Source organism: Arsenophonus endosymbiont of Crataerina pallida (assembly GCF_964020125.1).
In the GTDB taxonomy this organism is placed as follows: Bacteria; Pseudomonadota; Gammaproteobacteria; order Enterobacterales; family Enterobacteriaceae; genus Arsenophonus; species Arsenophonus nilaparvatae.
On record NZ_OZ026540.1, the window covers coordinates 2,062,458 to 2,088,368 of the forward strand.

Below are 25,911 nucleotides of genomic sequence, written 5' to 3' on the forward strand. Positions count from 1 at the left end.
GATTAGGTTTTTATTTATAATTCTTGCTCTCCCAATCGTTTTTTATCTTGGTGTAGTTCAAAATACTGATTTGAGTTTTTTTATTGGTAGATGGGAAGCCAAGGCTGAAAAACTCCTCGCTTTACTACAAACATTCTTGGATAAATATTTCCCTGTAGCGTCAGAGCAAGAAAGATGATGCGCCAAACAGTCGGTTTTGGGGTGTGTGAATAACCAAAATACAGCCATTAAGTTAAAAACCAACACCAGGGCACTACCAATATGGCTGTAGATATAATCCGGATACCTCCGGCACACACCGCCAAAACCGATTGGTATTTAGGAGAAATGATGAAATTTGAAGAATTGAGTGAAAAATCTCAAGAGAAAGCCAGCGAAGCGCTACTGTATGCATTACAGGCAGAAATGGATTCAAATCGCGCTATCGATAATGTCAGGGCGAAAGCACTTGCATCGGCTATCAGAGACGGTTTTATTGCACTTGAAACAGAAGAGCTAGAAAAAAGAGCTAGTAAAGATCCTGGTAAAAACAATAAGAATTTTGGGTTTGCCAATTCATGATGTATACGGTAACCAGGCTTCCCAATCGTCAACCAGGCTAGTCACTCATTATTGATATACCTGTTTTGTGTGTTGTCGTAAACCACAAAGGGGGCGAGCCTGACGCGCCAGAAATATCAGGCAACTCAATAAAATAGTTGATCACTTGTAATCCCTAACATACTCATAAGGGAAATCATAATAGACATTGCATCTATGACAATGGAAAAGCGCGCTATGCAAAGACGTAGTAACTGGTTTAGTGATCGCATATTGAAGTATCGATTTCACGCCAGACTCATAGCAATGAATACAAAGATAGTGAGGTTTTTGCTCAGCACTTTCAGGTATTTTGCTACGGTAGACTATCGTACCCGGTTTAGGGTTATAAAGTTCATAATTAGATTTTTCAATCAACCATTGCTCTTTGTTATTAACCTCTTTTTCAAGCTCAATGATGCGATTCTTTGCCATCATCAAAAGTTCTTGAAATAGTATTTTTTGCCGGTAAACAATCAGGCATACCCTATCTAGCCCATTCCATCGGAAAAACCACCATGCAAAAAGCAAAAATCCTGTCATCGGAGCGATTTCCGATGAACAACAACGTCCGGCGTTTACGCTATTTACAAAAATTAGAAGCGCTAAAACGTAATAGCAATCACCAATTCCCTGTCACTGTATATCGTTGAGGTCGACGCAAAATGCTTACCGCAAATAGTCCCCTGCTGGCAAGACTGGCAGAAAACCACACGCAAATGGTTATCGCCCATAATCAACTGGCCGAAGCCCATAAAATGTTAATCAGTCAGTTAGTCGGACACCCTGAAAATAACCCGAGTGACCCGAGCGGTCCACATGAACCAACAGGGGGAAATAAACCGAAACCCTTCACACCGGATGTTAAGCCACAACCTGTTGCGCCATCTGCTATGACTGAGCCTCAAGAAGTGATTAAGTCTGAAATTACCATCGAAGTGCCCGCTAGAGCGGAAGACAAGCCAGTCCCGGTTATTGCCGAGAAAAAGGTTCAAACCCCCAAGGTAGAAACGAAACCTGCTAAAGTCGTTAAACCGATTGTTGAAGCACCTAAAGTGGAGCCTAAACTTGAACCTAAGCCCGAACCGGTGGATATTGAATCACTTGATTTGCGTCACATCGTCGCCCTGTCGGTCTTGTTTGGGGATAAAGCAGTTAAACCTGACAATGCGCAAGTCGCTAAAGCCACCGCAACGCTTGCATCTGAGAAAGCAGATAGTGTTACCGGGCAAATTGATGCACTTTATTGCGCCTTGAACGGGTTACCTAAAGTGACATTTCTTCCTAAAGCCAAAACCTTCGACGTATGCCTAAAAATACTGGCTAACTGGGATAATCTCTTTGGCATTACCGATCGTCGCGAATTTGCCTTGTCATTACTGCGTGAATTGCCTACCCCAGCAGAAGTCAAACCGATTGATTTTAAGGCACTTCGCAGTGAGGCTTCGGCCTGCATTACTCAACTGGTCAAAGGCGGATATCGCAATGAAGCGCTGGATATCCTCGCCTCATTCAACGCTAAAAAGATGGGTGACGTTACCGATGACAATCTGGTTCAGTTTATCGAGAAAGCCCAACGCGTTTTAGCCGCTGATAACGCCGAGGGTAGCGATGGCTGAACATGCAAAACTTTCCCCCTCCTCAGCGCATCGATGGCTTTATTGTAGCGCCAGTCTCGCAGTAGAAGCCACCTTACCCGATAAAACATCGCCGTTTGCGGAAGAAGGTCGCGCAGCGCATGCGTTAGCGGAAAGTATCTTAACAATGCGCCAAAACCCGTTTAGTGACGGGCGTAGACGAACATCTGGATTTGATGCGAAAGACTATATCGGCACGTATCCCTTGTTGAAAGCTAATTCGCCACAAGTGGATGAAGAGATGATTGAGCACGTCCAGACCTATATCGATACCGTCTGGAGGCTTGCGGACGGGAAAATCTTACAGGTTGAGGAGCGAGTTGACTTTTCAGCCGTCATTGACGTAGAGAATTCGTTTGGTACCGCCGATGCGATTATTGTCAGCGAGGATGAGTTACAAATCCATGACCTGAAATACGGTAAAGGCGTTAAAGTCGATGCCAGGCAAAATGCGCAACTTATGCTCTATGCGCTAGGGGCGTTACATCAGTTTGACCTTATTTATGATTTTAACACGGTTCGTCTTTTTATTCATCAGCCCAGACTTAACCATCTGTCCGAATGGGCGCTATCGGTTGAGGACTTAAAAGACTTTGGGGACTTAGCCAGATTGAGGGCGCAAAAAGCCATGGAGATGGTAACCCTTGCCGAGCGCAACGGGCTTGATGCGCTACCGGATAGTGCCTTTTCACCGGGCATCAGGCAATGCCAGTTCTGCAAAGCAAAAGGCGGATTGTGTTTTGCCCAGGCGCAATTTGTCCATAATGAAGTCAGAAGCGATTTTGTCGATTTAACCCAACCGCTCGCACCACAATTAAGTGATGCGCCAAAACGTATTACGTTACTAACCCCTGGGCAAATGGCAACACTCTACCCGCATGTCGATTTGATAGAGAGCTTTTGTAAAGCCTTACGCAATCGGGTCGCTGAGGCATTACATAATGGGCAATCAGTACCGGGCTTTAAACTGGTTACGGGCAAACAGGGTAATCGCACCTGGTGTGATGAACGTGAAGCCGAAGCACTGTTAAAAGGCGCCAAACTTAAACAGGAACAAATCTACCACAAGAAAATTATCAGTCCGCCACAGGCTGAGAAACTACTTAAAAAAGACAAACCGAGTCGCTGGGCAAAACTGGAAGCGCTTATTGAGCGAGCAGACGGGAAACCCGTTATCGCACCGGAATCTGACCCTCGCCCTGCCCTTGTTATTAATCCCTTAAACGACTTTGACGATGTGACCGAAGCGGCACTCGCTGATAAATCCATCTAATTAAAAGGTAACGTGATGAAAATTAAATTAAACAACGTACGTCTGGCTTTTCCTGAATTATTTGAACCTACGCAAGTCAGTGGTCAAGGAGCGTTCAAATACCGTGCCAATTTCCTTATCGCCAAAAGCCGTACTGACCTGATTGAAGAAATCAAAACGGGGATTAAGGCGGTCATTAAGGAAAAATGGGGAGCCAAAGAGGTAGAAAAAATTTATAACAGCATCTGCCACTCCAACAACCGTTTTTGCTTCCGCGATGGCGACAATAAAGAATACGATGGCTATGCCGGAAATATGTACATCACCGCCAGTAATAAAGATCGTCCGTTAGTCATTGACGTAAATCGTACACCACTCACCGCACAGGACGGTCGTCCCTACTCTGGCTGTTACGTTAACGCCACCATTGAATTTTATGCCTATGACAATAATGGTAAAGGGGTTTCAGCCTCCTTAAGAGGGGTTCAGTTTTTCCGGGATGGCGATGCCTTTAGCGGTGGAAGCGTGGCCTCCGTTGACGAGTTTGACGACCTGAGCATGGCTGAGGAAGAAGACGATATCGCCTTTTAAAACACCAGAGAAACCACTGCGGCCTGAAGTGGCTAAATAATCAGGCATCGATTAAAAATATGAGTAGTTTTTACTCTATTTAGCTTACGGGAAATTTGATATGTAAAGTGTAAATAACTCAAGGAGGCTTAAAAATGAAATTAGATAATATGACTGAAGTCCTTACGCTCACTAACCCCAGTAACAACGGCCGTTATTTACTTAACTTAGCGCAACCCGTTTATGCCGATGAGGAAACCAAGACATTAATCAATATGATTCAACTACTGGCAGAAGAAAATCAATACCTGAGAAAAGAGAATAAACGACTGGCAAAAATGCATCGGTAAGTTGGGGGCTGTACAGATGTTAAAGATTCAATCAAGGAGTAAAAGATGAATTATCTTACCGGAAAAGAAACCTCTATAGATTCAGTATTAAAAAATATTGAGGAGTTGAAAACAGCAATTTATGGCTTACACAAACTAGCAACAATCAAAGCTAAACATATAGAAATACAAGGTGTTTTTATTGAAAAAATCAGGATTGCAGTAATTATCAGAGAGAAAATCGCTGTTTTATTACACAGCATTGCTCAAGACGCTAACTGCCTTAAAAGAAACATTTAAGCAATCAACACACTTATTACTGGCATATTGATAAAATTAACCGCCCCATAATTTAGGGATTATTTCTTTAAACAGTAAACCGAGAATACCCGCCAATAAGAACCATTGCAGCCGGTCAAATTTTTGTTCCAGTCTGTCAAACCGTTTTTCTGAAAAATCAAGGCGCTTATCTATCTGAGCAATATCCTTACGGACATCAGCGATTTGAGCATCCGTTTTCTCAGAACGAACAGCCATGTCTTTACGAACATCAGCTATCTCAGCCGATAAGTCTTTACGAACATCAGCTATCTCAGCCGATAAGTCTTTACGAACATCAGCTATCTCAGCCGATAAGTCTTTACGAACATCAGCTATCTCAGCCGATAAATCCTTGCGGACATCAGCAATATTGCGGTTGACCTCAACAATATCCGCTTTAGTCGCAACATCTGCAACCTCATGCGATCTACGTACGACAAGTGAAATGGCTCTGGCTTGTTCTCTGGAAATGCCAGCACTTTCTAGTTCTTCCGATGCTTGTAGTGCATCAAATGCAACCTGACCCATAACGTTATCCTCCCGTGTTTAGGTAAGTATAACGGGTTTAGGGTTCAATCTGCAAAATCTTTCACATTAATACCTTCATTCGTTCCATTACGGAGAAATATTTTTATGTCTAAAATTACCAAAACCGAATTAATGACTTTCAAAACCGATGATTTAGGTATTGAATTACAGGGAACCCTTTATCAAGGCAAACCAGTATTCTTTGCCGTAAAAGTTGCTGAAGCTTTAGGATATGCACAGCCAGCAAAAGCATTAAATGATCATTGTAAGTCATTGATTAAACTTAATTGTGCTGAAACGGCAGAATTAAGTTTAGGATTCAGACCTAAAGGAATCATCCTTGTACCTGAAGGGGATGTTTTCCGTCTGATACTTAAAAGCAAACTTCCTTCCGCTGAACGTGTTCAGGATTGGGTCTGTGAAGACGTTTTACCAGCATTACGTCAACACGGAAGCTATAGCATTAAAAAGCATCACAAAGACGAAGGTAGCGGATTACCTGAATTTCGTAAAGCAAAAGCAATAGAAATTCAGGCGAAAGCCATACAAATTCAAATGGAAAATGTGAAGAAGATATTTGAATGGGCAACAAACCTTTCCGATAACGCCAGACAAACTATCATAGCCGGACTGATTAACCCTATTGCGGGTAGTGAAGTGATCCCCTTGCCGCTTATCACCGAAAAACATTATACAGCAACAGAGATTGGTAAAATGTTTAATGTTTCCGCAAATAAGATTGGGCGTATCGCTAATGACAATAAGATGAAAGTTAAAGCATACGGTGATACCTATCTCGATAAATCCCCTTACAGCAATAAAGAGGTTGAGTCCTTTCGCTACAACGACAACGCAATCAAGAAATTCAGGGAAATTCTTGTCGCTGAACAGGAAGCAGCAAAAAGCGAACTTATTTAAATACCCATTGACGAAAGAAGAAATCATGCGCTATAGTTTATTTGCATCTGATAAATCAGATGCCGGGATTAGTACCCCGCCGTAAACTACCGCGACATGTACACGCCGCGAGCGTGTTTTTTAATGTCGTAGTCTAGCCGCATTCAATGGTGGGCTGGATGGGGCAACCGAAAGGTTGGCCGGTCGGTGGTTTCCGGTAGTACTAACCCTGTTCAGTTCACCGCCAATATAGAGATTAGTACCTCTAGGTGGTGAGTAAATTCAAACCACTATCGGAGGTCATATTATGACTACCGCACAAGCCATCTCATTTTCTTTCCAAGAAACTTATAATGTACGTATTCAGATAATCAGCGGTGAACCTTGGTTTTGCCTGAAAGATGTATGTGAAATTTTATCTATTATTGTCGCAAGCCCTGAACGTTTCCGAATGGATGATAAAGGGATTACAAAACATGTAACCCCCACAAAAGGCGGAAACCAATTACTGGTTTATGTCAATGAACCTAACCTTTATCGTGTGATTTTCCGTAGCAATAAGCCCGAAGCAAAACAATTTCAGGATTGGGTATTTAATAAAGTCCTCCCATCGATCCGTAAAACTGGCAGATATGATCGCCATCAACCTCAACCTCAACCTCAACCTCAACCTCAACCTCAACCTCAACCTCAACCTCAACCTCAACCTCAACCTCAACCTCAACCTCAACCTCAACCTCAACCTCAACCTCAACCTCAACCTCAACCTCAACCTCAACCTCAACCTCAACCTCAACCCCAACCAAAAGCCGTAGAGCGTTTTAGCCATTCAGATACGCGCAATCTAACACATTTAGTCTGGTGTATGACAAATGGCTTCCGGTTTGAGCGTTCATGGAGTAATGCGGTGTGGCTGGCTTTGCGCGAAGTGACGGGCACGCCCTCACCAGAACGTTTTCAGGTAGCGCATATACCTTTAATGGCTGACGAATGTCGCCGGATTTACTACATCACAGAATCATTACGCCAAATTATCAATGACGCTGAAAAACAGGTTATCAAACGACTTTTACGTAAGCGTGAGAATATCGATACCGTTTTAGCGGAAATAAAACAGCTTTTTGAGCAATTTCACCATCAACAAATCGGGATAATCACCGCGCGCACCGATCAGTGGTACGAAGGTGAATTGACCCACTTCTTAGAACGTCACTAATTAATCTTAACGCCCCTTGCTAAGGGGCAATCTTTCATCAATTTAACTATTGAGGAATTTTCTTATGTCAAATTTAATGAATGTACCAAATGTCACACTTTCCAACAACGAAACGATTGACTCGCAACAATTACTGCTAATGGTTAACGAAACACGAAAAGAATATGGTGAATCACCTATTAGAAATAACGTCTTTATTGATCGCATTAAAGATGAACTTGAAGGAGAGACCTACAAAATTTTTGTAGGTCAAAAAAACGGCGCTGATATTGAAATTATCGAAATGACGCTTAAGCAAGCCCTCCGCGTTGCCGCCCGTGAATCTAAAGCGGTTCGCCGCTCGCTGATTGATAAACTGGAGCAGCAAAGCAAACCACAAAGCGCCAATGAAATTATTGCAGCAATGGCATTGGCTAACGTTGCACAGGAGCGTCGGTTAAAGAGTATCGAGCATCAGGTAGAGCAAGTCTCAGAAGAAATCGAACAAATCAAACAAGGCACTATCCCAGCCGGTTTCCAGGGCTATAGCTATCTTAAAACAAAGTACGGCTTAAGCGATGCCAAATGTCGGCAATTAGTCATGGCGTGGAAGGTGCCTTGCAAAAAAGTGCCCCATGTTGCGCCAGGCGGCCAAATTACCCAAATGTCAGTGGTTGATGAAGCGGCATTTAAAAACGCGTTGGATAACATGATGCTTGAGGCTGAGAAACGCGGCAGTCAGTGGTATCACCCTAAAATGGGGCGTTTTTCCGTAACCGCCTGATAAGGATGGATTATGCAAAATTTACTATTTTGCGATTTAGAAACCTATAGCGATATTCCGATTAATTGTGGCACGCATCGCTATGCTGAAAATGCAGAAATTTTACTTTTTGCTTATGCTTACAATCATCACCCCGTAAAGGTCTGGGATGTGACGCAAGATAAAACGATGCCGACAGATTTGAAAGCGTATCTTAATGACACAGAAATTTTAACTGTCTGGCACAACGGCGGCATGTTTGATACGGTAATTTTAAAACAGGTGTTAAATATTGACTTACCGTTATCCCGCGTTCACGACACATTAGTACAAGCACTGACACATGGCTTACCCGGTGCGCTCGGTTCGCTTTGCGATATCTTCAACGTCAATAGCGATAAGGCCAAAGATAAAGAAGGTAAAGCGCTTATACAGCTATTTTGCAAACCGCGCCCTAAAAATAGCAAAATACAACGCGCCACGGCGTTAACACATTTTGAAGAATGGCAGCGGTTTAAAACTTACGCAGGCTCAGATATTTTAGCGATGTGCGAGATTTATCAGCATTTACCACGTTGGAATATGAATTTTGATGAAAAAGCGTTATGGCAGTTAGACCAGAAAATTAATCGCCGTGGGATGTGTATGGACGTTGAACTGGCGAAAAGCGCCTTGACTACCGTTGAAAACGAGCAAAAACGGTTATCAACCGTCGCTCAGCAATTGACGGGTAACGCCGTACAGTCCGCGACCCAACGCGATGCACTGTTACAGCATATCGTTTCGGCATTTGGCATCACGTTACCGGATATGCAAGCCAGCACGCTACAGCGCCGCGTTAATGACCCTGATATTCCACCGGCTTTACGCGAACTACTGTCAGTCCGTCTGCAATCGTGTACAAGCAGCACCAGTAAATATAAGGCGCTGTTAAAATCGGTAAGCGCAGATGGACGACTTCGAGGAACCAAGCAATTTTGTGGTGCCTCACGCACCGGACGATGGGCGGGACGTATTTTTCAGCCGGATAATCTCCCCAGACCCACGCTTGACCAAAAGACGATTGATAACGGCATTGACGCATTAAAAGCCGGTTGCGCCGAGCTGATTTGTGATGACATTATGCAACTGACCAGTTCTGCGCTTAGAGGGTGTATTATCGCGCCACCCGGTAAAAAACTGGTTATCTCGGATTTGTCGAATATCGAAGGCCGCATGCTGGCATGGCTGGCAGGGGAAAACTGGAAAGTCAATGCTTTTAGCGAGTTTGATAACGGCAAAGGCAATGACCTCTATAAACTCGCCTATGCGCGCGCATTTAATCTTTTACCTGAGAACGTCACTAAAGCTCAACGACAAATCGGTAAGGTGATGGAACTCGGCTTAGGCTATGGCGGTGGGGTTGCGGCATTTTTGACATTTGCCCTCGCCTACGGTCTGGATTTAGATGAACTGGCGGAAGCCGCATTACCTAACATACCGCCTAACGTTAAGCGAGAGGCGATGCGCTGGTATCAAAAATCCGTTGAAACGGAGAAGACTTATGGCCTCAGCGAAAAAGTCTTTGTTACCTGCGATTCCCTTAAGCGCATGTGGCGCAATGCCCATCCACAAACCGTATCATTCTGGTACGACATTGAAGACACTGTAAAACAAGCCATTCAGTCACCGGGGATAGTGTTTAAGTGCCGTAAACTTAGCCTTCGTCGCGATAAAGGCTGGCTCAGAATTTGTCTACCATCAGGTCGTAGTCTTTGCTACCCTTCTGCGCGAATAGAGAATGGACAAATCACCTACATGGGGACTAATCCCTACAGCCGAAAATGGGAACGGTTAAAAACCTACGGCGGTAAAATTACTGAAAATATCTGTCAGGCCGCCGCACGCGATGTCTTGGCCTATAGCATGCCACGCATTGAAAAGGCGGGTTATGCGATTGTCTTAACCGTCCATGATGAAATTATCAGCGAAGCGCCGGATACTCCTCAATTTTCCGCCGAGGGGTTAAGTAAGCTGTTAAGTCTTAATCCGGATTGGGCTTTTAATTTACCGCTTAGTGCAGCGGGGTTTGAGACTTATCGTTATCGCAAGGAATAAATAACACACACAGGATAAAATAAACATCATGGCCTTTATGAAAAACGACAGCCCACTTTATTTCAAGGCAGCACAGGATGCGGTACACCTTGAACAGTCAGGCCAATACCATGAAGCGGCGCGCGCATGGTCACAGGCAAACCGACTGGCGCGTAATCGCAATAATCGTATCTGGAGTGAACACCGCGGCGATTTTTGCTTGATGCAAATCAAACGGGAACATATTAAAAGGATGTATCCATGCGGTTAATCAGGGAAGAGAGCATTGAAAAACATTTGGTCAGTGAAGTACGAAAAATCGGTGGCATTGCCTATAAATTTGTTTCACCGGGACGACGAGGCGTACCTGACCGATTAGTTGCACTCCCCAATGGCAAGATTATTTTCGTGAAATGTAAAGCACCGGGCGAAAAACCCACCCCCTACCAATTACGCGAACACGCACGGCTTTTTGCCCTAGGCCATCAGGTCATCGTACTGGACAGTCACGATTTAAGCAGCATCTTACCCACTGTGGACTAAGAACCCTTTAAGTCACTATATCTTATTGATTCTCTTTGTTTAACTACGGAGGCGTGTTTCCATGTCTAAATTAGTTGTTATTGAAAATACCGTTGTTCGTCAAGACGCTTTCGGGCGTTATTGTCTAAATGATTTACATAAAGCCGCTGGTGATCTTAAAAAAGACAGTCCTGCATATTGGCTTGCTAATAAACAAACTCAAGAATTAATTGAACAATTTTTGAGCGAGGGCGGAATTCCGGTATCGGTCATTCGAGGAGGTGTCGAGCAAGGAACTTACGTTGCTAAAGAACTAGTTTACGCCTACGCCATTTGGATTAGCGCAGCTTTTAATCTTAAAGTTATTCGTACTTTCGATGAAGTTATCGCTACACCTACACAACCGCTAACCGATAAAGTGCAAGCTGGTTTAGCCATGATCGCTTTTTACAAACAAGAGCTGCGTATCGCCCCTTCTGGTCTACTTGGTGCAATGAAAAAATTGCAATCTTCCCTTGGTATGCCAGATGTACTACCTGCTTACGCCGTTGATGCACCTGAAGGAAGCATGACAGTATCAAGCGAAGTGACGCACTCTTTTACGGAGCTTTTACTGCTGCATGGTAAGCCTTACAGTCCGCCATCCGGCTTTAAACGTTTGCAATTATTAGGTATTGTTGAGCGTAAATCACGCCCAAGTAGCAAACATCCTGACAAGGAAAAACTATTCTGGTCACTGACGGAAAGAGGATTACAGTTTGGAAAAAACTTAACTGACCCAAACCATCCCCGTCAGACTCAGCCCCATTTCTATGATAGCCAATTTCCCAGATTGCTAAGCATCATGATGAACGGAATTGCAGCAACATAATAAAATATTGACATTTTAAATACCCATTGACGAAAGCAAAAATCATGCGCTATAGTTTATTTGCATCTGATAAATCAGGTGTCGGGATTGAGACCCCGGTAACTAAACAGGCGCATAGCACGCCGACAGCGTGTTTTTTTATGCGTCAGTCTGCCATAGCAAGAATCAATGGTGGGCTGGATGGGGGAGCCGAAAGGCTCGCCGGGTCCTGTTTAGCCGGTAGTCTCAACCCTGTTCAGTTCACCGCCAATATGAGTTTGAGACCTCTAGGTGGTGATTATCCTTAACTAAACAGGTAATCATTACTATGACTACTTTAATTTTCCGTAATACTATTCTTGAAACTATTTCCCATAACAGAGAAATTTGGTTTACTTCTGCTGAACTTGCTAGAGCACTGGAATATACAGAAACGGATGCAGTAACAAAAATTTTCAATCGCAATAAAGATGAGTTTTCCGAATGTATGACAACGACGGTCAATTTGGGCGTCGTTAGAAAAACGGGAACGGTTAGAATGCCAGTTCGCATCTTTTCTCTAAGAGGTGCACACCTAATCGCTATGTTTGCCCGTACACATATAGCAAAAGAATTCAGAAAATGGGTGCTAGATATCCTCGATAAACAAGCCGTTAATCAAAGCCCCAACTTTACTCCTCAATACCAACCAAAAGCCGTAGAGCGTTTTACCCATTCAGACACCCGTAACCTGACGCACTTAGTCTGGTGCATGACAAATGGCTTTCGGTTTGAGCGTTCGTGGAGTAATGCGGTGTGGCTGGCTTTACGTGAAGTGACGTGCACGCCATCACCTGAGCGTTTTCAGGTGGAGCATATACCGCTGATGGCTGATGAGTGCCGACGCATTTACTATATCACCAAGTCATTGCGCCAAATTATTAATGACGCTGAAAAACAAGTTATCAAACGGCTTTTACGCAAGCGTGAGAATATCGATACCGTGTTAGCGGAAATAAAACAACTTTTTGAACATTTTCACCATCAACAAATCGGGATAATCACCGCCCGCACCGATCAGTGGTACGAAGGTGAGTTGACCCATTTCCTAGAACGTCACTAATTAATCTTAACGCCCCTTGCTAAGGGGCAATCTTTCATCAATTTCATTATTGAGGAATTTTTACATGCAAAATTTAATAACTTTCCAAAGTTTAACTATGTCAAGCCTTGAGATTGCGGAACTGGTCAACAAACGTCACGACAACGTAAAACGGACTATTGAAACATTGGCTAAGAGTGAGATTATTCAACTTCCTCAATCTGAGAAAATTGAGAATAAACAATCAAATAGCCCAAATCGCTTCACTGAAGTTTTTATTTTTGAAGGTGAACAAGGTAAACGTGACAGCATTATTGTTGTTGCTCAACTTTGCCCTGAATTTACGGCTCGCCCGGTTGATCGTTGGCAAGAACTGGAACAGAAATTAAACACCCCTTCATTACCCACTAACTACATCGAAGCGCTTGAAGCCTTGGTTATCTCAGAAAAGGAAAAGGCTGTTATTACTGACCAGAGAAATGAAGCTATCCGTACCAAGTCCCATATTAGTCGCAAAAGGGAAGCTACTGCACTTCAACGTAATTCAGCCTACCAGCGCATTGCTAATCGTGCGACACGAGAGCGTGAAAAAATGGCCTCCCGATTTGGCGCAAGTAAAGAATGGGCTTCTCAACAGGCAGTGTGGAGAGCGACGGGAAAAATGTTTGGCTGGAAAGTGTTAAATGCCTGGCTCGACAAACACGATATTTATGACGCACTCACCTCGAGATACCCAACCTGTTTCAATCCTGACCAAAACCGCCGTGAAGTGATTTATCCGAGGGATGTGTGGCTTGAAATACACGGTATCGATATCGCTGAATTATTTTAAAAACAGCTAAAAGGCAATTTATGAAAACCTTCACCCCTCGACCTTACCAAAATCTCATTATCAATCACCTGCTGGATATCAAACGCTCAAATGTCTGGGCGGGGATGGGAATGGGTAAAACAGCAGCAACCCTGACGGCATTAGAAAATCTCTATTTATCAGGCAGTGAAACCAAACCCACACTGGTATTAGCCCCTTTACGGGTAGCCCAATCCACTTGGCCTGACGAAGCGCTTAAATGGGGCCACCTGCGTAATATTGAAGTGCAGCCCATTATTGGCACTGCAAAAACGCGGATGACAGCTCTCAAAAATACCCATGCCAGCGTATTTACGGTCAATTATGACAATCTCGTCTGGCTGGTTGAAACACTAGGTGACAGCTGGCCTTTCGGCACGATTATCGCTGACGAGAGCACCCGGTTAAAATCATTCCGGCTACGCAAAGGCGGTAAACGCACCGCTGCACTCGCCAAAATCGCCCATAAATCGGTTCATCGATGGGTAAATCTGACCGGTACGCCTTCACCGAATGGCCTGATGGACTTATGGGGGCAAACCTGGTTTGTTGACCAGGGCGAACGGCTAGGCAGAACCCATAATGCGTTTACGTCTCGCTGGTTTAACCGTATCCAGTTCCCCGGGCAACAGTGGAGCAGGTTTGCGCCTTTAGGGTTTGCTCATCAACAAATTCAGTTAGCACTCAGCGATGTCACGCTATCCCTTAATGCCGCTGATTGGTTTGATATCGACGAACCCGTACACAACGTTATTAACGTTGAACTACCCGCGAAAGCGCGAGCACACTATCAGGCCATGGAAAAAGAACTGTTTCTTGAATTGGGCGAGAGTGCGATTGAAGCGTTAAATGCCGCGGCCAAAACAATAAAATGTTTGCAAATTGCCAGTGGTGCTATTTATAGCGATGACAATCGCAACTGGACAGCGATACACGATGTCAAAATCCAGGCACTGGAGAGTATTGTTAATGAATCAGGAGGGACGCCAGTACTGGTCGCTTACCATTGGAAACATGACCTTGAAAGATTAGTAAAAGCGTTTCCAAAAGGCAAAATGTTAGACGCTAACCCACAAACCCTTACCAACTGGAATAGTGGCAAAATCCCGTTGCTTTTTGCCCACCCCGCAAGCTGTGGACACGGCTTAAATTTACAGGACGGCGGTAACATTCTGGTCTTTTTCTCCCATTGGTGGGACTTGGAGCAGTACCAGCAAATTATCGAGCGTATCGGCCCCACGAGTCAAGCGCAAGCCGGACATAATCGCCCTGTCTTTATTCATCATATCGTCGCTAAAGATACACTCGATGAAGTGGTGATGGCGCGCCGTAATTCAAAACGGGCAATACAGGATTTATTACTGGAAGCGATGAAGAGAAAGTAAAAAAGACCAGCGCAAGGCTGGCCAACACCAGGTAAAAAAATTGTGAATAGCAAACACACAACCAAATAACTATGCCAAAGTATATCAAGACTGTATATATAAACAGACTTAACCTTAAATTTACAAAAATTTATATTTTAATATCAAATAGTTATCATTAACATTACCATTCTCATTAACAACGGAGAGCCCACCATGTGGATTTTAATCCTAGGCATGTATGCCAGCCCTTATGCATCGAGTAACTTTGCAAGTGTTCATACTCAGGAATTTGACACTGAGAACATGTGCCAATTCGCCGCTAAACAGTTTGAAAGGGAATTTGAAACTTTCAAGGATATCAACGCCAAAGCGATTTGCGTTAAGAAATAAGCTAATTTTACAAAGGCCAAACCATGAAACTTAACATCATCAAATTATTAATCACGACATTATTGTTTATCAGAGCAGCGTTCTCCTTCGAACTGATAGTTGGACATCTTGCGCACGCCGATACCGTCATTGACCCACAAATCAGGTTTAAACGTGGCGAATTAGGCAATATCCATTTAGGCGGGCAAGAGCTACTGGTTATCGGCATTATGATAGTGCCAGCACTCTTTGTCTATTTAGGGGTATTCCTCGACACATTGAAGAAATAGCATAGAGCGAATAAGCATTATCCCACCTGAATTTACCCCACTCAAATTACCCATACCGAAAGGTAAGCGTTTAACAGTAATAAAGGAGAATATCCTATGAATGAATCCCCTTTTGTCAAAACCAGTGAACTGGCAAAAAGGTACAAAGTGTCAACTCAAACTATCAGACTATGGGCGGGTAACGGATACCAACGGCGAGAAGGTTTTCCACGCCCTCGGTTTAGATCTGATGAGCTTAATTTTGCCCGGCAGGATATTCTGGATTGGGAGATGGGTAAACGATTTGATTAACTTTATTCCACCAGCGATCATAAGCCTCTCGCTGTTCCTCTAGGTAGGTATGCTTGTCGTATACCTGCCAAATCCCCGGTAGTTTATGCCCTAACATGATCTCAGCAACATGGGGCTGGGTTAATTCCGCAACCCCCGTACGCATGGTTTTACGCAAATCGTGAATTGACCAGTGAGTATAGTTCTCAAATCTGCGAGCCATTTTTTTGTTGAGATTGCTAATAAAACTAATATGCCCACTGACACACAAAGGTTTCCCTTCTGAGACGGTAAATAAATAATCACTGCCATAATTCAATTTTTTAGCAGTTCTGATCAATTCCTCTGCCGCGGGGATAATAGGCCGGATAATGGGCTTTTTGCTTTTACACCCTGTTTTATGATTCTCTGGTGGCACTGTCCATATTCCTTTAGTAAAATCGAAATCAGCCATTTTTGCTTTTAGCAATTCACCTATCCGGCAACCAAACAATAACGCTAGGTTGATTATCAGGGCATTTCTAGGGTTATAGTCTGGCGCATCAATTAACGCAAATAATACCCTGAGCTCGTTGCTACTCAACACTCTCTCGCCTTGTTGCGTTTTTACCCCTAAATCCTGTGAGGTAACATCGATAAGTGGATTTAAAGAAATAATCCCCCTGCGAATTCCCCACCGATGGGCAGTTTTGGTATAACGTAAAATCCGTGCTCCTATCGCCGGTTTCGCTTTCACCACCTCTTCAATTAGCGATAGCCAGACATGCAAGTGCGTTTCGTTGTGGGGTAAATTGCCGATCTTGGGGAAAACATAAATTTCAAATGACCGTAATATCTCACCGGCTTTAACCTGTGAATTTTTAAGCGATTTCTCCCACCAGTCACGAATAACGGATTCAACCGTTCGCGCTTCAACTGATTTTTGTTTACGAGTGCGTTTGACCACTTTCGGGTTTCTGTGCTGCTCTAGTTCACCACGGTAAAAAAGCGCACTATCACGCGCATCTTTTAAACTAATTGCCGGATAGGTTCCAATGTCTATCCGATCACCTTTCCCCTGCCAACGATAGCGATATTGAAAAATGACTTTACCTTTTGGTGTCACGCGAACCGATAAACCCTCTCTGTCGGATTTAGTCACCATTTTAGCTTGTGGCTTACCATTTACCGCTCTTAACCAAGAATCACTTACCGCCATATTTTTTTCTCCTTACGTCTTTTTTATATAATATTTCATGTACACCAATATGTACATAAATTTGATGACACAAGGAATATAATAGGTGACTGAAAACAGTCATTCTATACTGAGATAAAAAATAAAAGCATTATAAAACAAAGTATTAATTTTAATTTATCGACTGTCAGTGGCTGTTGACGACTGTTATTGAAGATTGTCTATTAGGTGTTGGAATAACAACCAAAGAGACTTCTGGCTGCTCAGCCAAAAGTTGTTCAAGTGAAGCAAAAACAGGGACATTAGGCCAATCTTTTTTTACTTTTTGTTCATCACTACTTACAATAGCTGATAATTGAAATCCTTCTATTGTGGTAATAAAAGGAACATGAAAGGTTTTACCGGCAAAACCGTAACCAATCAAACCAACCTTAATCGGTTTATTCATAACTACCCCTTAAAACAATGACATGTCAAACTTAAAACCATATATTACAACCAGACCAGCCGATGCATATTATTTAGCGTACCTTTTTATTTTTTAGCTGCAATCACTATTTTTCATTTTCTTAAAAATCATTAACTGACTAAAATTGACTTTCACACAAGATCGATAACCTATATGACTATCAGTTGCTATCATAGCCGACCATTTAGGTTTACAACTTCGACTGACTAAATAAAAAATTTAGGCGTTCAGATGACAGATTATTTTTTATTATTTATCGCTACCGTTTTGGTAAATAATTTCGTGCTGGTAAAATTTCTTGGCTTATGCCCTTTTATGGGGGTTTCTAAAAAACTAGAAACCGCTATTGGTATGGGATTTGCTACAACATTTGTGATGACTTTAGCATCCATCTGTTCATGGCTAATGGATACATTGGTTCTAATACCGTTAGATTTAATCTATTTACGTACTTTAAGCTTTATATTAGTTATTGCTGTTGTTGTTCAATTTACTGAAATGGTGGTACGCAAAACCAGCCCGACACTATACCGTCTTTTAGGTATTTTTTTACCGTTAATTACCACAAACTGTGCAGTTCTTGGTGTCACTTTATTGAATATCAATCAATCACATAATTTTTTACAATCTGCCGTTTACGGTTTTGCTGCTGCAGTAGGATTTTCTTTAGTAATGGTGCTATTTTCTGCCATCCGTGAACGTATCGCAGTGGCAAATGTTCCGGCTCCCTTTCGCGGTTCATCGATTGGTCTCATTACAGCCGGCCTAATGTCTTTAGCATTTATGGGATTTAGTGGTTTGGTAAAATTCTAATGAGTACTTTATTAATTGCAATCGGTGTTATTGCCGGATTTGGCCTTATTTTTGGTCTTATTTTAGGATTTGCCGCGCTTCGCTTTAAAGTAGAAGACGATCCAATAGTAGAAAAAATTGATCATATTTTACCACAAAGTCAGTGTGGCCAATGTGGCTATCCAGGTTGCCGCCCCTATGCCGAAGCAATTGCCAATAATGGTGAAACCATAAATAAGTGCGCGCCCGGCGGCGAACAAGCTATGTTAAAAATTGCCGAATTACTTAATGTAGAGCCACAAGCGCTTGATGAAGATAAATTAACGCCAGAACGAAAAGTTTCTTTTATTGATGAAGCCAACTGTATTGGCTGCACTAAATGTATTCAGGCTTGCCCCGTTGATGCAATTATTGGAGCAACGCGCGCTATGCATACAGTGGTAGAAGATCTCTGTACCGGTTGTGATCTTTGTGTTGCCCCTTGCCCAACAGACTGTATTACGATGCTACCAATAAAAACCACCATCAAAAACTGGAAATGGGATCTCACCACTATTCCAGTAAAAAATATTACTACATCATCGAACTCAACAACGACCGTTACATTTGCTAGCAAGGAGCAAGCAAATGTTTAACTTTTTCAAAAAACTTACATCAAATAAAGAAAAAATTTGGTCTTTTTCAGGTGGCATACATCCGCCTGAAATGAAAATACAATCAAGCCAAGTTCCGTTAGTTACGCTCCCTTTAGCTGATGAATTGATTATTCCTATTCAGCAACATGTAGGCTCAGCGGGTGATATCATTGTTAAAACCAATGACTATGTTTTAAAAGGACAAGCATTAACTAAAGGTTGTGATCGTCGGATCCCTGTCCATGCTACGACTTCAGGTACTATTACTGACATAGCCCCCCATATAACCGCACACCCCTCCGGCCTAAAAGAGCTTTGTATTCGGTTACAGCCAGATAGTAAAGATCAATGGTGTGAGCGCAAACCTCTACCCAACTACTTACAATATTCGGCTAAAGTCTTATTGTCACATATTGAGCAAGCCGGTATAGCAGGATTAGGCGGCGCAGGCTTTCCGACGGCAACAAAGTTGAAAAATGGCAATAAGTTAATTAATACGTTGATTATCAATGCCGCAGAGTGTGAACCTTATATAACCGCCGATGATCGATTAATGCAGGAGCATGCTGATGAAATTATCGAAGGTATACTGATACTGATACATATTTTAAGACCGAAAGAAGTCCTGATTGGTATTGAAGATAATAAGCCCGCAGCAATAGCCGCCTTAAAAGAAGCACTTTTAGGCCAACAAGCTATGATTAAATTACGGGTGATCCCAACTAAGTATCCTTCAGGCGGTGCTAAACAATTAACTAAGATATTAACCGGCAAGGAGATACCCAGCGGCGTTCACTCTTCGTTCATTGGTATATTGATGCAAAATGTTGGTACTGTGTTTGCGATTAAACGAGCCATTATCGATGGAGAACCATTAATTGAACGGGTAGTTACATTAACCGGCGATGCTATACAAAAGCCTGGTAATTATTGGGTTCGTTTGGGTACCCCGATCAATTTTCTATTACAACAGGTCGGTCTGGTGCCACAATCAGAGCAAATGGTTATTATGGGAGGGCCACTAATGGGCTTTACTTTGTCTGATTTAACCACTCCTATTGTTAAAATTAGCAACTGTATCCTTGCTCCTACCATAGCAGAAATCGGTGAACCTAATATTGAAGAAGCTTGCATTCGCTGTGGTCTTTGTACCCAAGCTTGTCCAGCTAATTTATTACCACAACAGCTTTATTGGTTTAGTCGAGGACAGGAGCATGAAAAAGCGGAACAATATAATTTATCCGATTGCATAGAATGTGGTGCTTGTGCTTATGTTTGCCCAAGTAATATTCCACTTGTCCAATACTATCGACAAGAAAAGGCAGAAATTAAAGCCATTACTCAAGAAAAGCAACGTACATCGGATGCTAAGAAACGGTTTGAGGCTAAAAAAAGCCGGCTTGAACGAGAAAAAATTCTGCGTCAGCAGCGGCATAATCAAGCTGCGGTTAAGCCTGAAGCAACAGACAAAGCCGCAATTAATGCTGCATTAATGCGAATTAATGCACAAAAAAATCAGGCTGACAATAGTAGAACTGAATCATTGAATAACCAAGCAGCGATTGAAGCGCGTCAAGCCAGAAAAGCCCAACTGCGCGCTATTCAAGCTGCCAGACAAGCAGCAGAAAGCCAATCAGCTGTAACAACAGAAACAACAAGCGAGCCGCAGCCAGCTGATCCACGCAAAGCGGCCGTTGCCGCCGCTATTGCTCGGGCTAAAGCCAAACGTGATGCGCAGAGTAAAACTCCCTAATAATTGAATAATATATGAGCTGAAAAATGAAAGTCAGACCAATATCGACTAATAGTCGGGTCAACCGATTAAAAATGACGACTTCACCCTTTACGCATGAAAAACAAAGTACCAGTAAACTCATGCTGTGGGTTGTTATTGCTGCCATTCCCGGTATTGCCTGCCAAATTTACTTTTTTGGTAGTGGAACGATTTACCAAATTTTACTCGCTATCATAACCGCATTTATTTGTGAGGCGGCAGCTTTACAGCTACGAAAATTACCGGTTATAACCCATTTAAAAGATAATTCCGCCTTAGTAACCGCCTTATTATTGGCTATTAGTATTCCACCATTATCACCCTGGTGGCTGGTAGTTTTAGGTACGGCCTTTGCCATATTAATAGCTAAACACATCTATGGCGGATTAGGCCAAAATCCATTTAATCCAGCCATGGTAGGTTATGTGGTATTATTGATCTCATTTCCTGTTCAAATGACAAGTTGGTTACCGCCGACAGAGCTTCAATCGATCCATGCCGATACTTTAGCTAGCCTACAAGTCATTTTTTCCGGCCATACCGATACAGGAGCAACTTTAAACCAATTAACGTTAGGTTTTGATGGTGTAACTCAGGCGACACCACTCGATAGCTTTAAAACGGGTTTACTAACATACTCAATTAGCCAAATACTGCAACAACCTATTTTACAAGGTTCTTTAGCTAGCATCGGTTGGCAATGGGTTAATATTGCTTATCTGTTTGGTGGCATTATTATGCTTTATCGCCGAATAATCAGTTGGCAAATTCCGCTGGCATTTTTAGCCACGCTAATATTCTGCTCATTATTGAGCTGGCTTATTATGCCATCACAATACGCTTCTCCTATGATACATCTCTTTTCAGGAGCAACCATGCTTGGTGCCTTTTTTATCGCCACCGATCCAGTTACGGCGGCAACTACACCGCGTGGTCGTCTTATTTATGGTGCAATGATTGGATTATTAATTTGGATCATTCGTGTTTATGGTGGTTATCCTGATGCTGCTGCTTTTGCGGTATTACTGGCCAATATCGCTGTACCGCTGATTGATCACTATAGCCAGCCGCGTGTTTATGGCCATAAATAAGGAGTGGTTATGTTAAAATCCATTAGACATCATGGCTTGATATTGGCTGTTTTTGCTGCCGCTACCACTGGACTGACAGCAGTGGTTTATACCATCACCAAAAGTACCATTAATAACCAGCTACTTATCCAACAACAAAAACTGTTTGATCAAATTATTGCTCCTGAATTTTATGATAATAATTTAACCAAAGAGTGTTACTTAGTAAGTAAAAATGAAGCATTAGGTAGTGAACTGCCCCATCATCTCTATATTGCCAAAAAAGAGGGAAAACCGATTGCTGCCATCATAGAAAGTATCGCACCAGATGGTTACTCAGGAGCAATAAAATTGCTAGTCGCAGCCGATTTTCATGGTAAAGTGCTTGGTGTTCGTGTAACTGAACATCATGAAACACCTGGATTAGGTGATAAAATTGATATTCGTATTTCAAATTGGATCAACTATTTCTCAGGTAAAAAAATTGACTCAGAACATAGTCCCCATTGGGCGGTAAAAAAAGATGGCGGCAATTTTGACCAATTTACTGGTGCCACCATTACACCAAGAGCAGTTATTAATGCCACTAAGCGTGCTGCCTGGTTTATACAGTCGGTGCCGCAAAAATTATCAACTTATCCAGCATGCGCAAATTAATTACCATGAATGAAACTAAGAAACTTTTTATCCATGGATTATGGAAAAACAATTCAGCACTGGTTCAATTATTAGGTCTGTGCCCGTTGCTAGCGGTTTCTTCGACAGCCACCAATGCGTTAGGATTGGGACTGGCGACAACATTAGTGCTGTTTTTCACTAATATTACCGTCTCAACTTTTCGTCATTGGATCCCAAGCGAAATACGTATTCCAATCTATGTAATGATTATCGCATCGGTCGTCTCCTCTGTGCAGATGTTAATTAACGCCTATGCTGTTGATTTATATCAATCTTTAGGTATTTTTATTCCGCTGATTGTTACTAACTGTATTGTTATTGGGCGAGCTGAAGCTTACGCCGCCAAAAATAATGTCTATAACTCAGCAATTGATGGCTTAACGATGGGAGCGGGTGCCACGATAGCACTGTTTTTTTTAGGTGCCATGCGAGAAATTTTAGGTAATGGTACGCTGTTTGATGGTGCAGATTTGCTGTTAGGAGAATGGGCGAAAATATTACGTATTGAAGTTATTCATCTTAATTCTCCCTTTTTATTAGCTATATTACCCCCAGGGGCTTTCATTGGATTAGGTTTGATGCTAGCAGGTAAATATTTAATCGATGAAAAAGTAAAAAAATATATTAGTCACAAACAACAGCAATCTGCGGTAAAATCGGCGGCTTTCCCCAATAAAAATCATTTAGCCAAGGATCGAGAGCAAATAAAATATGAATAAACAAAAGCGGATAGACATCCTGACTCGCTTACGTGACAACAATCCAACACCAACAACGGAGCTTGTTTTTAATTCGCCTTTTGAATTACTTATTTCTGTATTACTTTCCGCTCAAGCTACCGATATTAGTGTCAATAAAGCAACGGCAAAACTCTACCCGATTGCAAATACCGCTGAAAAAATGCTAGCCCTAGGCATCGATGAAATAAAGCATTACATAAAAACAATTGGCTTATTTAATACCAAAGCTGAAAATATTATTAAAACCTGTCAGATATTAATTGATAAATATAATGGCCAGGTACCAGAAAATCGCGAAGCCTTGGAATCCTTACCCGGTGTCGGCCGCAAAACGGCAAATGTGGTATTGAACACCGCCTTCGGCTGGCCAACAATTGCTGTTGATACCCATATTTTTCGCGTTTGTAATCGCACCAATTTTGCCCCAGGTAAGAATGTTATCGAGGTTGAACAAAAATTAATCAAAGTAGTGCCGATTGAATTTAAAGTGGATTGCCACCACTGGTTTATACTACACGGCCGTTACACGTGTATTGCCAGAAAGCCACGCTGTGGCTCTTGTATTATTGAAGATTTATGTGAATTTAACGACAAACAATACCCCACAACCTAACGATTAACAAACGGATTTTCAAGACAACTTTATATATGCCATTTATTGAAGTGACAAATATTATTATTCTGCTTGCCCATAGCACTCAACTTGAGCAAAATGTGGGTAAATTTTAATTTAACGACGCAAATACGGATAGTATGTTTCAAGATAACCCGCTGCTAGCGCAGCTAAAACAGCAATTACATGCCCAAACGCCTCGTGTTGAAGGGATTGTCAAAAGTACCGAAAAAGGTTTTGGTTTTCTTGAGGTCGATGGAACGAAAATTTATTTCATTCCACCACCACAAATGAAAAAAGTAATGCATGGTGATCGAATTATCGCCACCATTCACACAAATAAAGATCGTGAAATTGTTGAACCAGAACAATTAATTGAGCCCTTTCTTACCCGATTTGTAGGACGTATTCAAAAAAGAAATAATGATAATCGGCTTTATGTCAAACCCGATCAGCCAGTATTAAAAGAAAATATATTTTGTCGTCCGGCGCAACATCTAACTAATGATTTGATGCAAGATGATTGGGTAATAGCAGAAATCCGTCGTCATCCATTAAAAAATCAAGGCGGATTTCAAGCAGAAATAATCCAATATATTACCCATGGCGATGACCATTTTGCCCCTTGGTGGGTAACATTGAGTCGGCATCAATTAGAGCGCGAAGCGCCGGAAATGCAAAATTGTACCATTGAGGAGCAGACAGCAGAACGCCATGATCTTACTCACCTCAACTTTATTACCATTGACAGTGCCAGTACCGAAGATATGGATGATGCGCTTTATATAGAGCGTATTGGCGATGATCAATTGCGTCTATTTGTTGCTATTGCCGATCCTACCTGTTATATCCCGGTAAATAGTGAGTTAGATACCATTGCCCAACAACGTTGCTATACCAATTACCTACCTGGCTTCAATATTCCGATGTTGCCACGTGAATTATCAGATAATTTGTGTTCTCTGCGTCCTAATGAGCGCCGCCCTGCACTAGTCTGTCAATTTGATATTAAACAAGATGGACAATTGGCTGATAATATTCAATTTTGCCTGGCATGGGTCGAGTCAAAAAATAAATTGGTATACGATGATGTCTCTGACTGGCTAGAACAGCAACAAGATAAATGGCAACCCGAAAATGAAATCATCAAACAGCAAATATTATTGCTCAATGAAATGTGCGAAAAACGTGCTGCCTGGCGCCTAACTCATGCATTAGTATTTAAAGAGCGTCCTGATTATCGCTTTGTACTTGATGAGAATGGTAATGTCACGAATATATTGGCAGAGAAACGGAGGATTGCTAATCGTATCGTCGAAGAAGCGATGATTGCAGCCAACCTTTGTGCAACAAAAGTATTAAAAGATAAATTAGCAACCTGTGTTTTTAATGTTCATAATGGCATTGAACCCAGTCAAATTGATAACGTTGTTGCCATTTTGCAAGAACATGATATCGAACAAAATGCCCAAACACTGTTAACACTTGAAGGATTTTGTCGTTTACGGCGTTTATTAGATGGCCAACCCACTCAATTTATAGATAGTCGAATACGCCGTTTTCAAGCTTTTGCTGAAATTAAAACTACGCCAGCTGCCCATTATGGTTTGGGATTTGATGCCTATGCAACCTGGACATCCCCTATCCGCAAGTATACAGATATCATCAATCACCGCTTTTTAAAAGCCATAATCAATAATGAGCAGCATAATATCACAAAACCTTCTGAAACTTTGATGGCAAAAATTACTGATCGCAAGCGCGCTAATCGTTTAGCTGAACGCGATGTCGGTGACTGGTTATATGCGCGTTATCTAAAACCTTTCGCCAAAACTAACACTATTTTTGCTGCCGAAATAACCGACATTACGCGAGGTGGGCTCCGGATCCGTTTAACCGATAATGGCGCCAATGCCTTTATTCCGGCACCTTTTATCCATTCTGTACGAGAAGAAATACAGTGTAGTCAAGAAGCAGGCGCTATAATTATTAAAGGTGTTGCTGTTTATAAACTTAACGATGTGATTAATGTTCAACTTGAAGAAGTTCGAATGGAAACCCGCAATATTATTGCACGACTGGTATCCTAAGGACATTTCACAGATAGCTTACTGATAATAAGCTATCTTTAGAGAATAGCGGCTTTATTATTTTTGCAATTTCATTTAGCTTGCCGAAAAATCTGATTAAGGAAAGTTGCTATCTAGGTTAATTTGA

General features: G+C 42.1%; 31 protein-coding genes. 27 read left to right on the top strand and 4 right to left on the bottom strand.

The window, feature by feature from the left end; genetic code table 11:
• The first annotated feature begins 261 nt into the window (after positions 1-261).
• On the top strand, positions 262-561 hold the full coding sequence (locus AACL31_RS11145; protein ID WP_310513657.1) for a hypothetical protein: 300 nt from the start codon (positions 262-264) through the stop codon (positions 559-561).
• Between the two features lie 141 nt (positions 562-702).
• Here AACL31_RS11145 and AACL31_RS11150 read toward each other — a convergent pair whose 3' ends face one another.
• Positions 703-1,017: a hypothetical protein gene (locus AACL31_RS11150; protein WP_339053144.1), complete on the bottom strand. Its 315-nt coding sequence runs from the start codon at positions 1,015-1,017 to the stop codon at positions 703-705.
• On the opposite strand from AACL31_RS11150, the gene AACL31_RS11155 reads away from it, so the two are divergent.
• The 6 genes from AACL31_RS11155 (at position 1,008) to AACL31_RS11180 (ending at position 4,667) form a co-directional block, all read left to right on the top strand.
• Positions 1,008-1,232 (top strand): hypothetical protein, encoded by a 225-nt coding sequence (locus AACL31_RS11155; protein ID WP_310513635.1) that lies wholly within the window; start codon positions 1,008-1,010, stop codon positions 1,230-1,232. The two genes, AACL31_RS11150 and AACL31_RS11155, sit on opposite strands and share 10 nt — an antisense overlap.
• Positions 1,233-1,244: 12 nt before the next feature.
• Positions 1,245-2,198, top strand: a complete 954-nt coding sequence (locus AACL31_RS11160) for a hypothetical protein (RefSeq protein WP_339053145.1) — start codon at positions 1,245-1,247, stop codon at positions 2,196-2,198.
• A complete protein-coding gene (locus tag AACL31_RS11165) occupies positions 2,191-3,489 on the top strand; it encodes a DUF2800 domain-containing protein (RefSeq protein WP_339053146.1) in 1,299 nt (432 codons plus the stop codon). The genes AACL31_RS11160 and AACL31_RS11165 overlap by 8 nt, the downstream gene beginning before the upstream one ends.
• 15 nt (positions 3,490-3,504) lie before the next feature.
• Complete coding sequence (locus AACL31_RS11170) at positions 3,505-4,059, top strand: DUF2815 family protein (protein ID WP_310513679.1); 555 nt, start codon at positions 3,505-3,507, stop codon at positions 4,057-4,059.
• Between the two features lie 134 nt (positions 4,060-4,193).
• The gene (locus AACL31_RS11175) at positions 4,194-4,388 is read left to right on the top strand and encodes a hypothetical protein (protein WP_310513699.1); all 195 of its coding nucleotides are present in this window, start codon (positions 4,194-4,196) and stop codon (positions 4,386-4,388) included.
• A gap of 45 nt (positions 4,389-4,433) precedes the next feature.
• On the top strand, positions 4,434-4,667 hold the full coding sequence (locus AACL31_RS11180) for a hypothetical protein (RefSeq protein WP_310513681.1): 234 nt from the start codon (positions 4,434-4,436) through the stop codon (positions 4,665-4,667).
• A 36-nt stretch (positions 4,668-4,703) separates the two neighbouring features.
• Here the strand turns inward: AACL31_RS11180 and AACL31_RS11185 are convergent, their stop codons facing one another.
• The gene (locus AACL31_RS11185; RefSeq protein ID WP_339053147.1) at positions 4,704-5,216 is read right to left on the bottom strand and encodes a hypothetical protein; all 513 of its coding nucleotides are present in this window, start codon (positions 5,214-5,216) and stop codon (positions 4,704-4,706) included.
• Between the two features lie 105 nt (positions 5,217-5,321).
• On the opposite strand from AACL31_RS11185, the gene AACL31_RS11190 reads away from it, so the two are divergent.
• From AACL31_RS11190 to AACL31_RS11245, 12 genes are all read left to right on the top strand, one after another.
• A complete protein-coding gene (locus AACL31_RS11190) occupies positions 5,322-6,134 on the top strand; it encodes a BRO-N domain-containing protein (RefSeq protein ID WP_339053148.1) in 813 nt (270 codons plus the stop codon).
• 286 nt (positions 6,135-6,420) lie between these two features.
• The gene (locus AACL31_RS11195) at positions 6,421-7,329 is read left to right on the top strand and encodes a BRO-N domain-containing protein (RefSeq protein WP_339053149.1); all 909 of its coding nucleotides are present in this window, start codon (positions 6,421-6,423) and stop codon (positions 7,327-7,329) included.
• A gap of 64 nt (positions 7,330-7,393) precedes the next feature.
• Complete coding sequence (locus AACL31_RS11200; protein ID WP_339053150.1) at positions 7,394-8,092, top strand: hypothetical protein; 699 nt, start codon at positions 7,394-7,396, stop codon at positions 8,090-8,092.
• A 12-nt stretch (positions 8,093-8,104) separates the two neighbouring features.
• Positions 8,105-10,168: a DNA polymerase gene (locus AACL31_RS11205; RefSeq protein ID WP_339053151.1), complete on the top strand. Its 2,064-nt coding sequence runs from the start codon at positions 8,105-8,107 to the stop codon at positions 10,166-10,168.
• A gap of 28 nt (positions 10,169-10,196) precedes the next feature.
• Positions 10,197-10,418, top strand: coding sequence for an ANR family transcriptional regulator (locus tag AACL31_RS11210; RefSeq protein WP_310513200.1), 222 nt, complete (start codon positions 10,197-10,199; stop codon positions 10,416-10,418).
• Positions 10,409-10,690 (top strand): VRR-NUC domain-containing protein, encoded by a 282-nt coding sequence (locus AACL31_RS11215; protein WP_339053152.1) that lies wholly within the window; start codon positions 10,409-10,411, stop codon positions 10,688-10,690. The genes AACL31_RS11210 and AACL31_RS11215 overlap by 10 nt, the downstream gene beginning before the upstream one ends.
• A gap of 61 nt (positions 10,691-10,751) precedes the next feature.
• A complete protein-coding gene (locus AACL31_RS11220; protein WP_339053153.1) occupies positions 10,752-11,540 on the top strand; it encodes a KilA-N domain-containing protein in 789 nt (262 codons plus the stop codon).
• A gap of 307 nt (positions 11,541-11,847) precedes the next feature.
• Positions 11,848-12,621, top strand: a complete 774-nt coding sequence (locus AACL31_RS11225; RefSeq protein ID WP_339053154.1) for a BRO-N domain-containing protein — start codon at positions 11,848-11,850, stop codon at positions 12,619-12,621.
• A 64-nt stretch (positions 12,622-12,685) separates the two neighbouring features.
• Entirely contained in the window at positions 12,686-13,432 is a 747-nt protein-coding gene (locus AACL31_RS11230) for a Rha family transcriptional regulator (RefSeq protein WP_339053155.1), read from the top strand.
• A gap of 20 nt (positions 13,433-13,452) precedes the next feature.
• The gene (locus tag AACL31_RS11235; protein WP_339053156.1) at positions 13,453-14,835 is read left to right on the top strand and encodes a DEAD/DEAH box helicase; all 1,383 of its coding nucleotides are present in this window, start codon (positions 13,453-13,455) and stop codon (positions 14,833-14,835) included.
• A gap of 195 nt (positions 14,836-15,030) precedes the next feature.
• The gene (locus AACL31_RS11240; protein WP_310513667.1) at positions 15,031-15,207 is read left to right on the top strand and encodes a hypothetical protein; all 177 of its coding nucleotides are present in this window, start codon (positions 15,031-15,033) and stop codon (positions 15,205-15,207) included.
• Between the two features lie 23 nt (positions 15,208-15,230).
• Entirely contained in the window at positions 15,231-15,476 is a 246-nt protein-coding gene (locus AACL31_RS11245; protein WP_339053157.1) for a hypothetical protein, read from the top strand.
• Between the two features lie 235 nt (positions 15,477-15,711).
• Here AACL31_RS11245 and AACL31_RS11250 read toward each other — a convergent pair whose 3' ends face one another.
• Entirely contained in the window at positions 15,712-16,944 is a 1,233-nt protein-coding gene (locus tag AACL31_RS11250; protein WP_339053158.1) for a site-specific integrase, read from the bottom strand.
• Positions 16,945-17,110: 166 nt separating this feature from the next.
• Entirely contained in the window at positions 17,111-17,371 is a 261-nt protein-coding gene (locus AACL31_RS11255) for a Gfo/Idh/MocA family oxidoreductase (RefSeq protein WP_310512740.1), read from the bottom strand.
• Positions 17,372-17,623: 252 nt separating this feature from the next.
• Here AACL31_RS11255 and rsxA point away from each other — a divergent pair, with 252 nt between their 5' ends.
• The 8 genes from rsxA (at position 17,624) to AACL31_RS11295 (ending at position 25,784) form a co-directional block, all read left to right on the top strand.
• Positions 17,624-18,205, top strand: coding sequence for an electron transport complex subunit RsxA (rsxA, locus tag AACL31_RS11260; protein ID WP_310512739.1), 582 nt, complete (start codon positions 17,624-17,626; stop codon positions 18,203-18,205).
• Positions 18,205-18,819: an electron transport complex subunit RsxB gene (gene rsxB / locus AACL31_RS11265; RefSeq protein ID WP_310512738.1), complete on the top strand. Its 615-nt coding sequence runs from the start codon at positions 18,205-18,207 to the stop codon at positions 18,817-18,819. The genes rsxA and rsxB overlap by 1 nt, the downstream gene beginning before the upstream one ends.
• Positions 18,812-20,572, top strand: a complete 1,761-nt coding sequence (gene rsxC / locus AACL31_RS11270; RefSeq protein WP_310512737.1) for an electron transport complex subunit RsxC — start codon at positions 18,812-18,814, stop codon at positions 20,570-20,572. Before rsxB ends, rsxC begins: the two co-directional genes overlap by 8 nt.
• A gap of 26 nt (positions 20,573-20,598) precedes the next feature.
• Positions 20,599-21,684 (top strand): electron transport complex subunit RsxD, encoded by a 1,086-nt coding sequence (gene rsxD / locus AACL31_RS11275; RefSeq protein WP_339053159.1) that lies wholly within the window; start codon positions 20,599-20,601, stop codon positions 21,682-21,684.
• A gap of 9 nt (positions 21,685-21,693) precedes the next feature.
• Positions 21,694-22,320 carry an electron transport complex subunit RsxG gene (gene rsxG, locus AACL31_RS11280; RefSeq protein ID WP_310512735.1) on the top strand — a complete coding sequence of 209 codons (627 nt, stop codon included), beginning with the start codon at positions 21,694-21,696 and terminating at the stop codon, positions 22,318-22,320.
• Positions 22,321-22,325: 5 nt separating this feature from the next.
• The gene (locus AACL31_RS11285; protein WP_310512734.1) at positions 22,326-23,060 is read left to right on the top strand and encodes an electron transport complex subunit E; all 735 of its coding nucleotides are present in this window, start codon (positions 22,326-22,328) and stop codon (positions 23,058-23,060) included.
• On the top strand, positions 23,053-23,694 hold the full coding sequence (gene nth, locus AACL31_RS11290) for an endonuclease III (protein WP_310512733.1): 642 nt from the start codon (positions 23,053-23,055) through the stop codon (positions 23,692-23,694). The genes AACL31_RS11285 and nth overlap by 8 nt, the downstream gene beginning before the upstream one ends.
• Positions 23,695-23,834: 140 nt before the next feature.
• The gene (locus tag AACL31_RS11295; RefSeq protein ID WP_310512732.1) at positions 23,835-25,784 is read left to right on the top strand and encodes an exoribonuclease II; all 1,950 of its coding nucleotides are present in this window, start codon (positions 23,835-23,837) and stop codon (positions 25,782-25,784) included.
• Positions 25,785-25,911 lie beyond the last annotated feature (127 nt).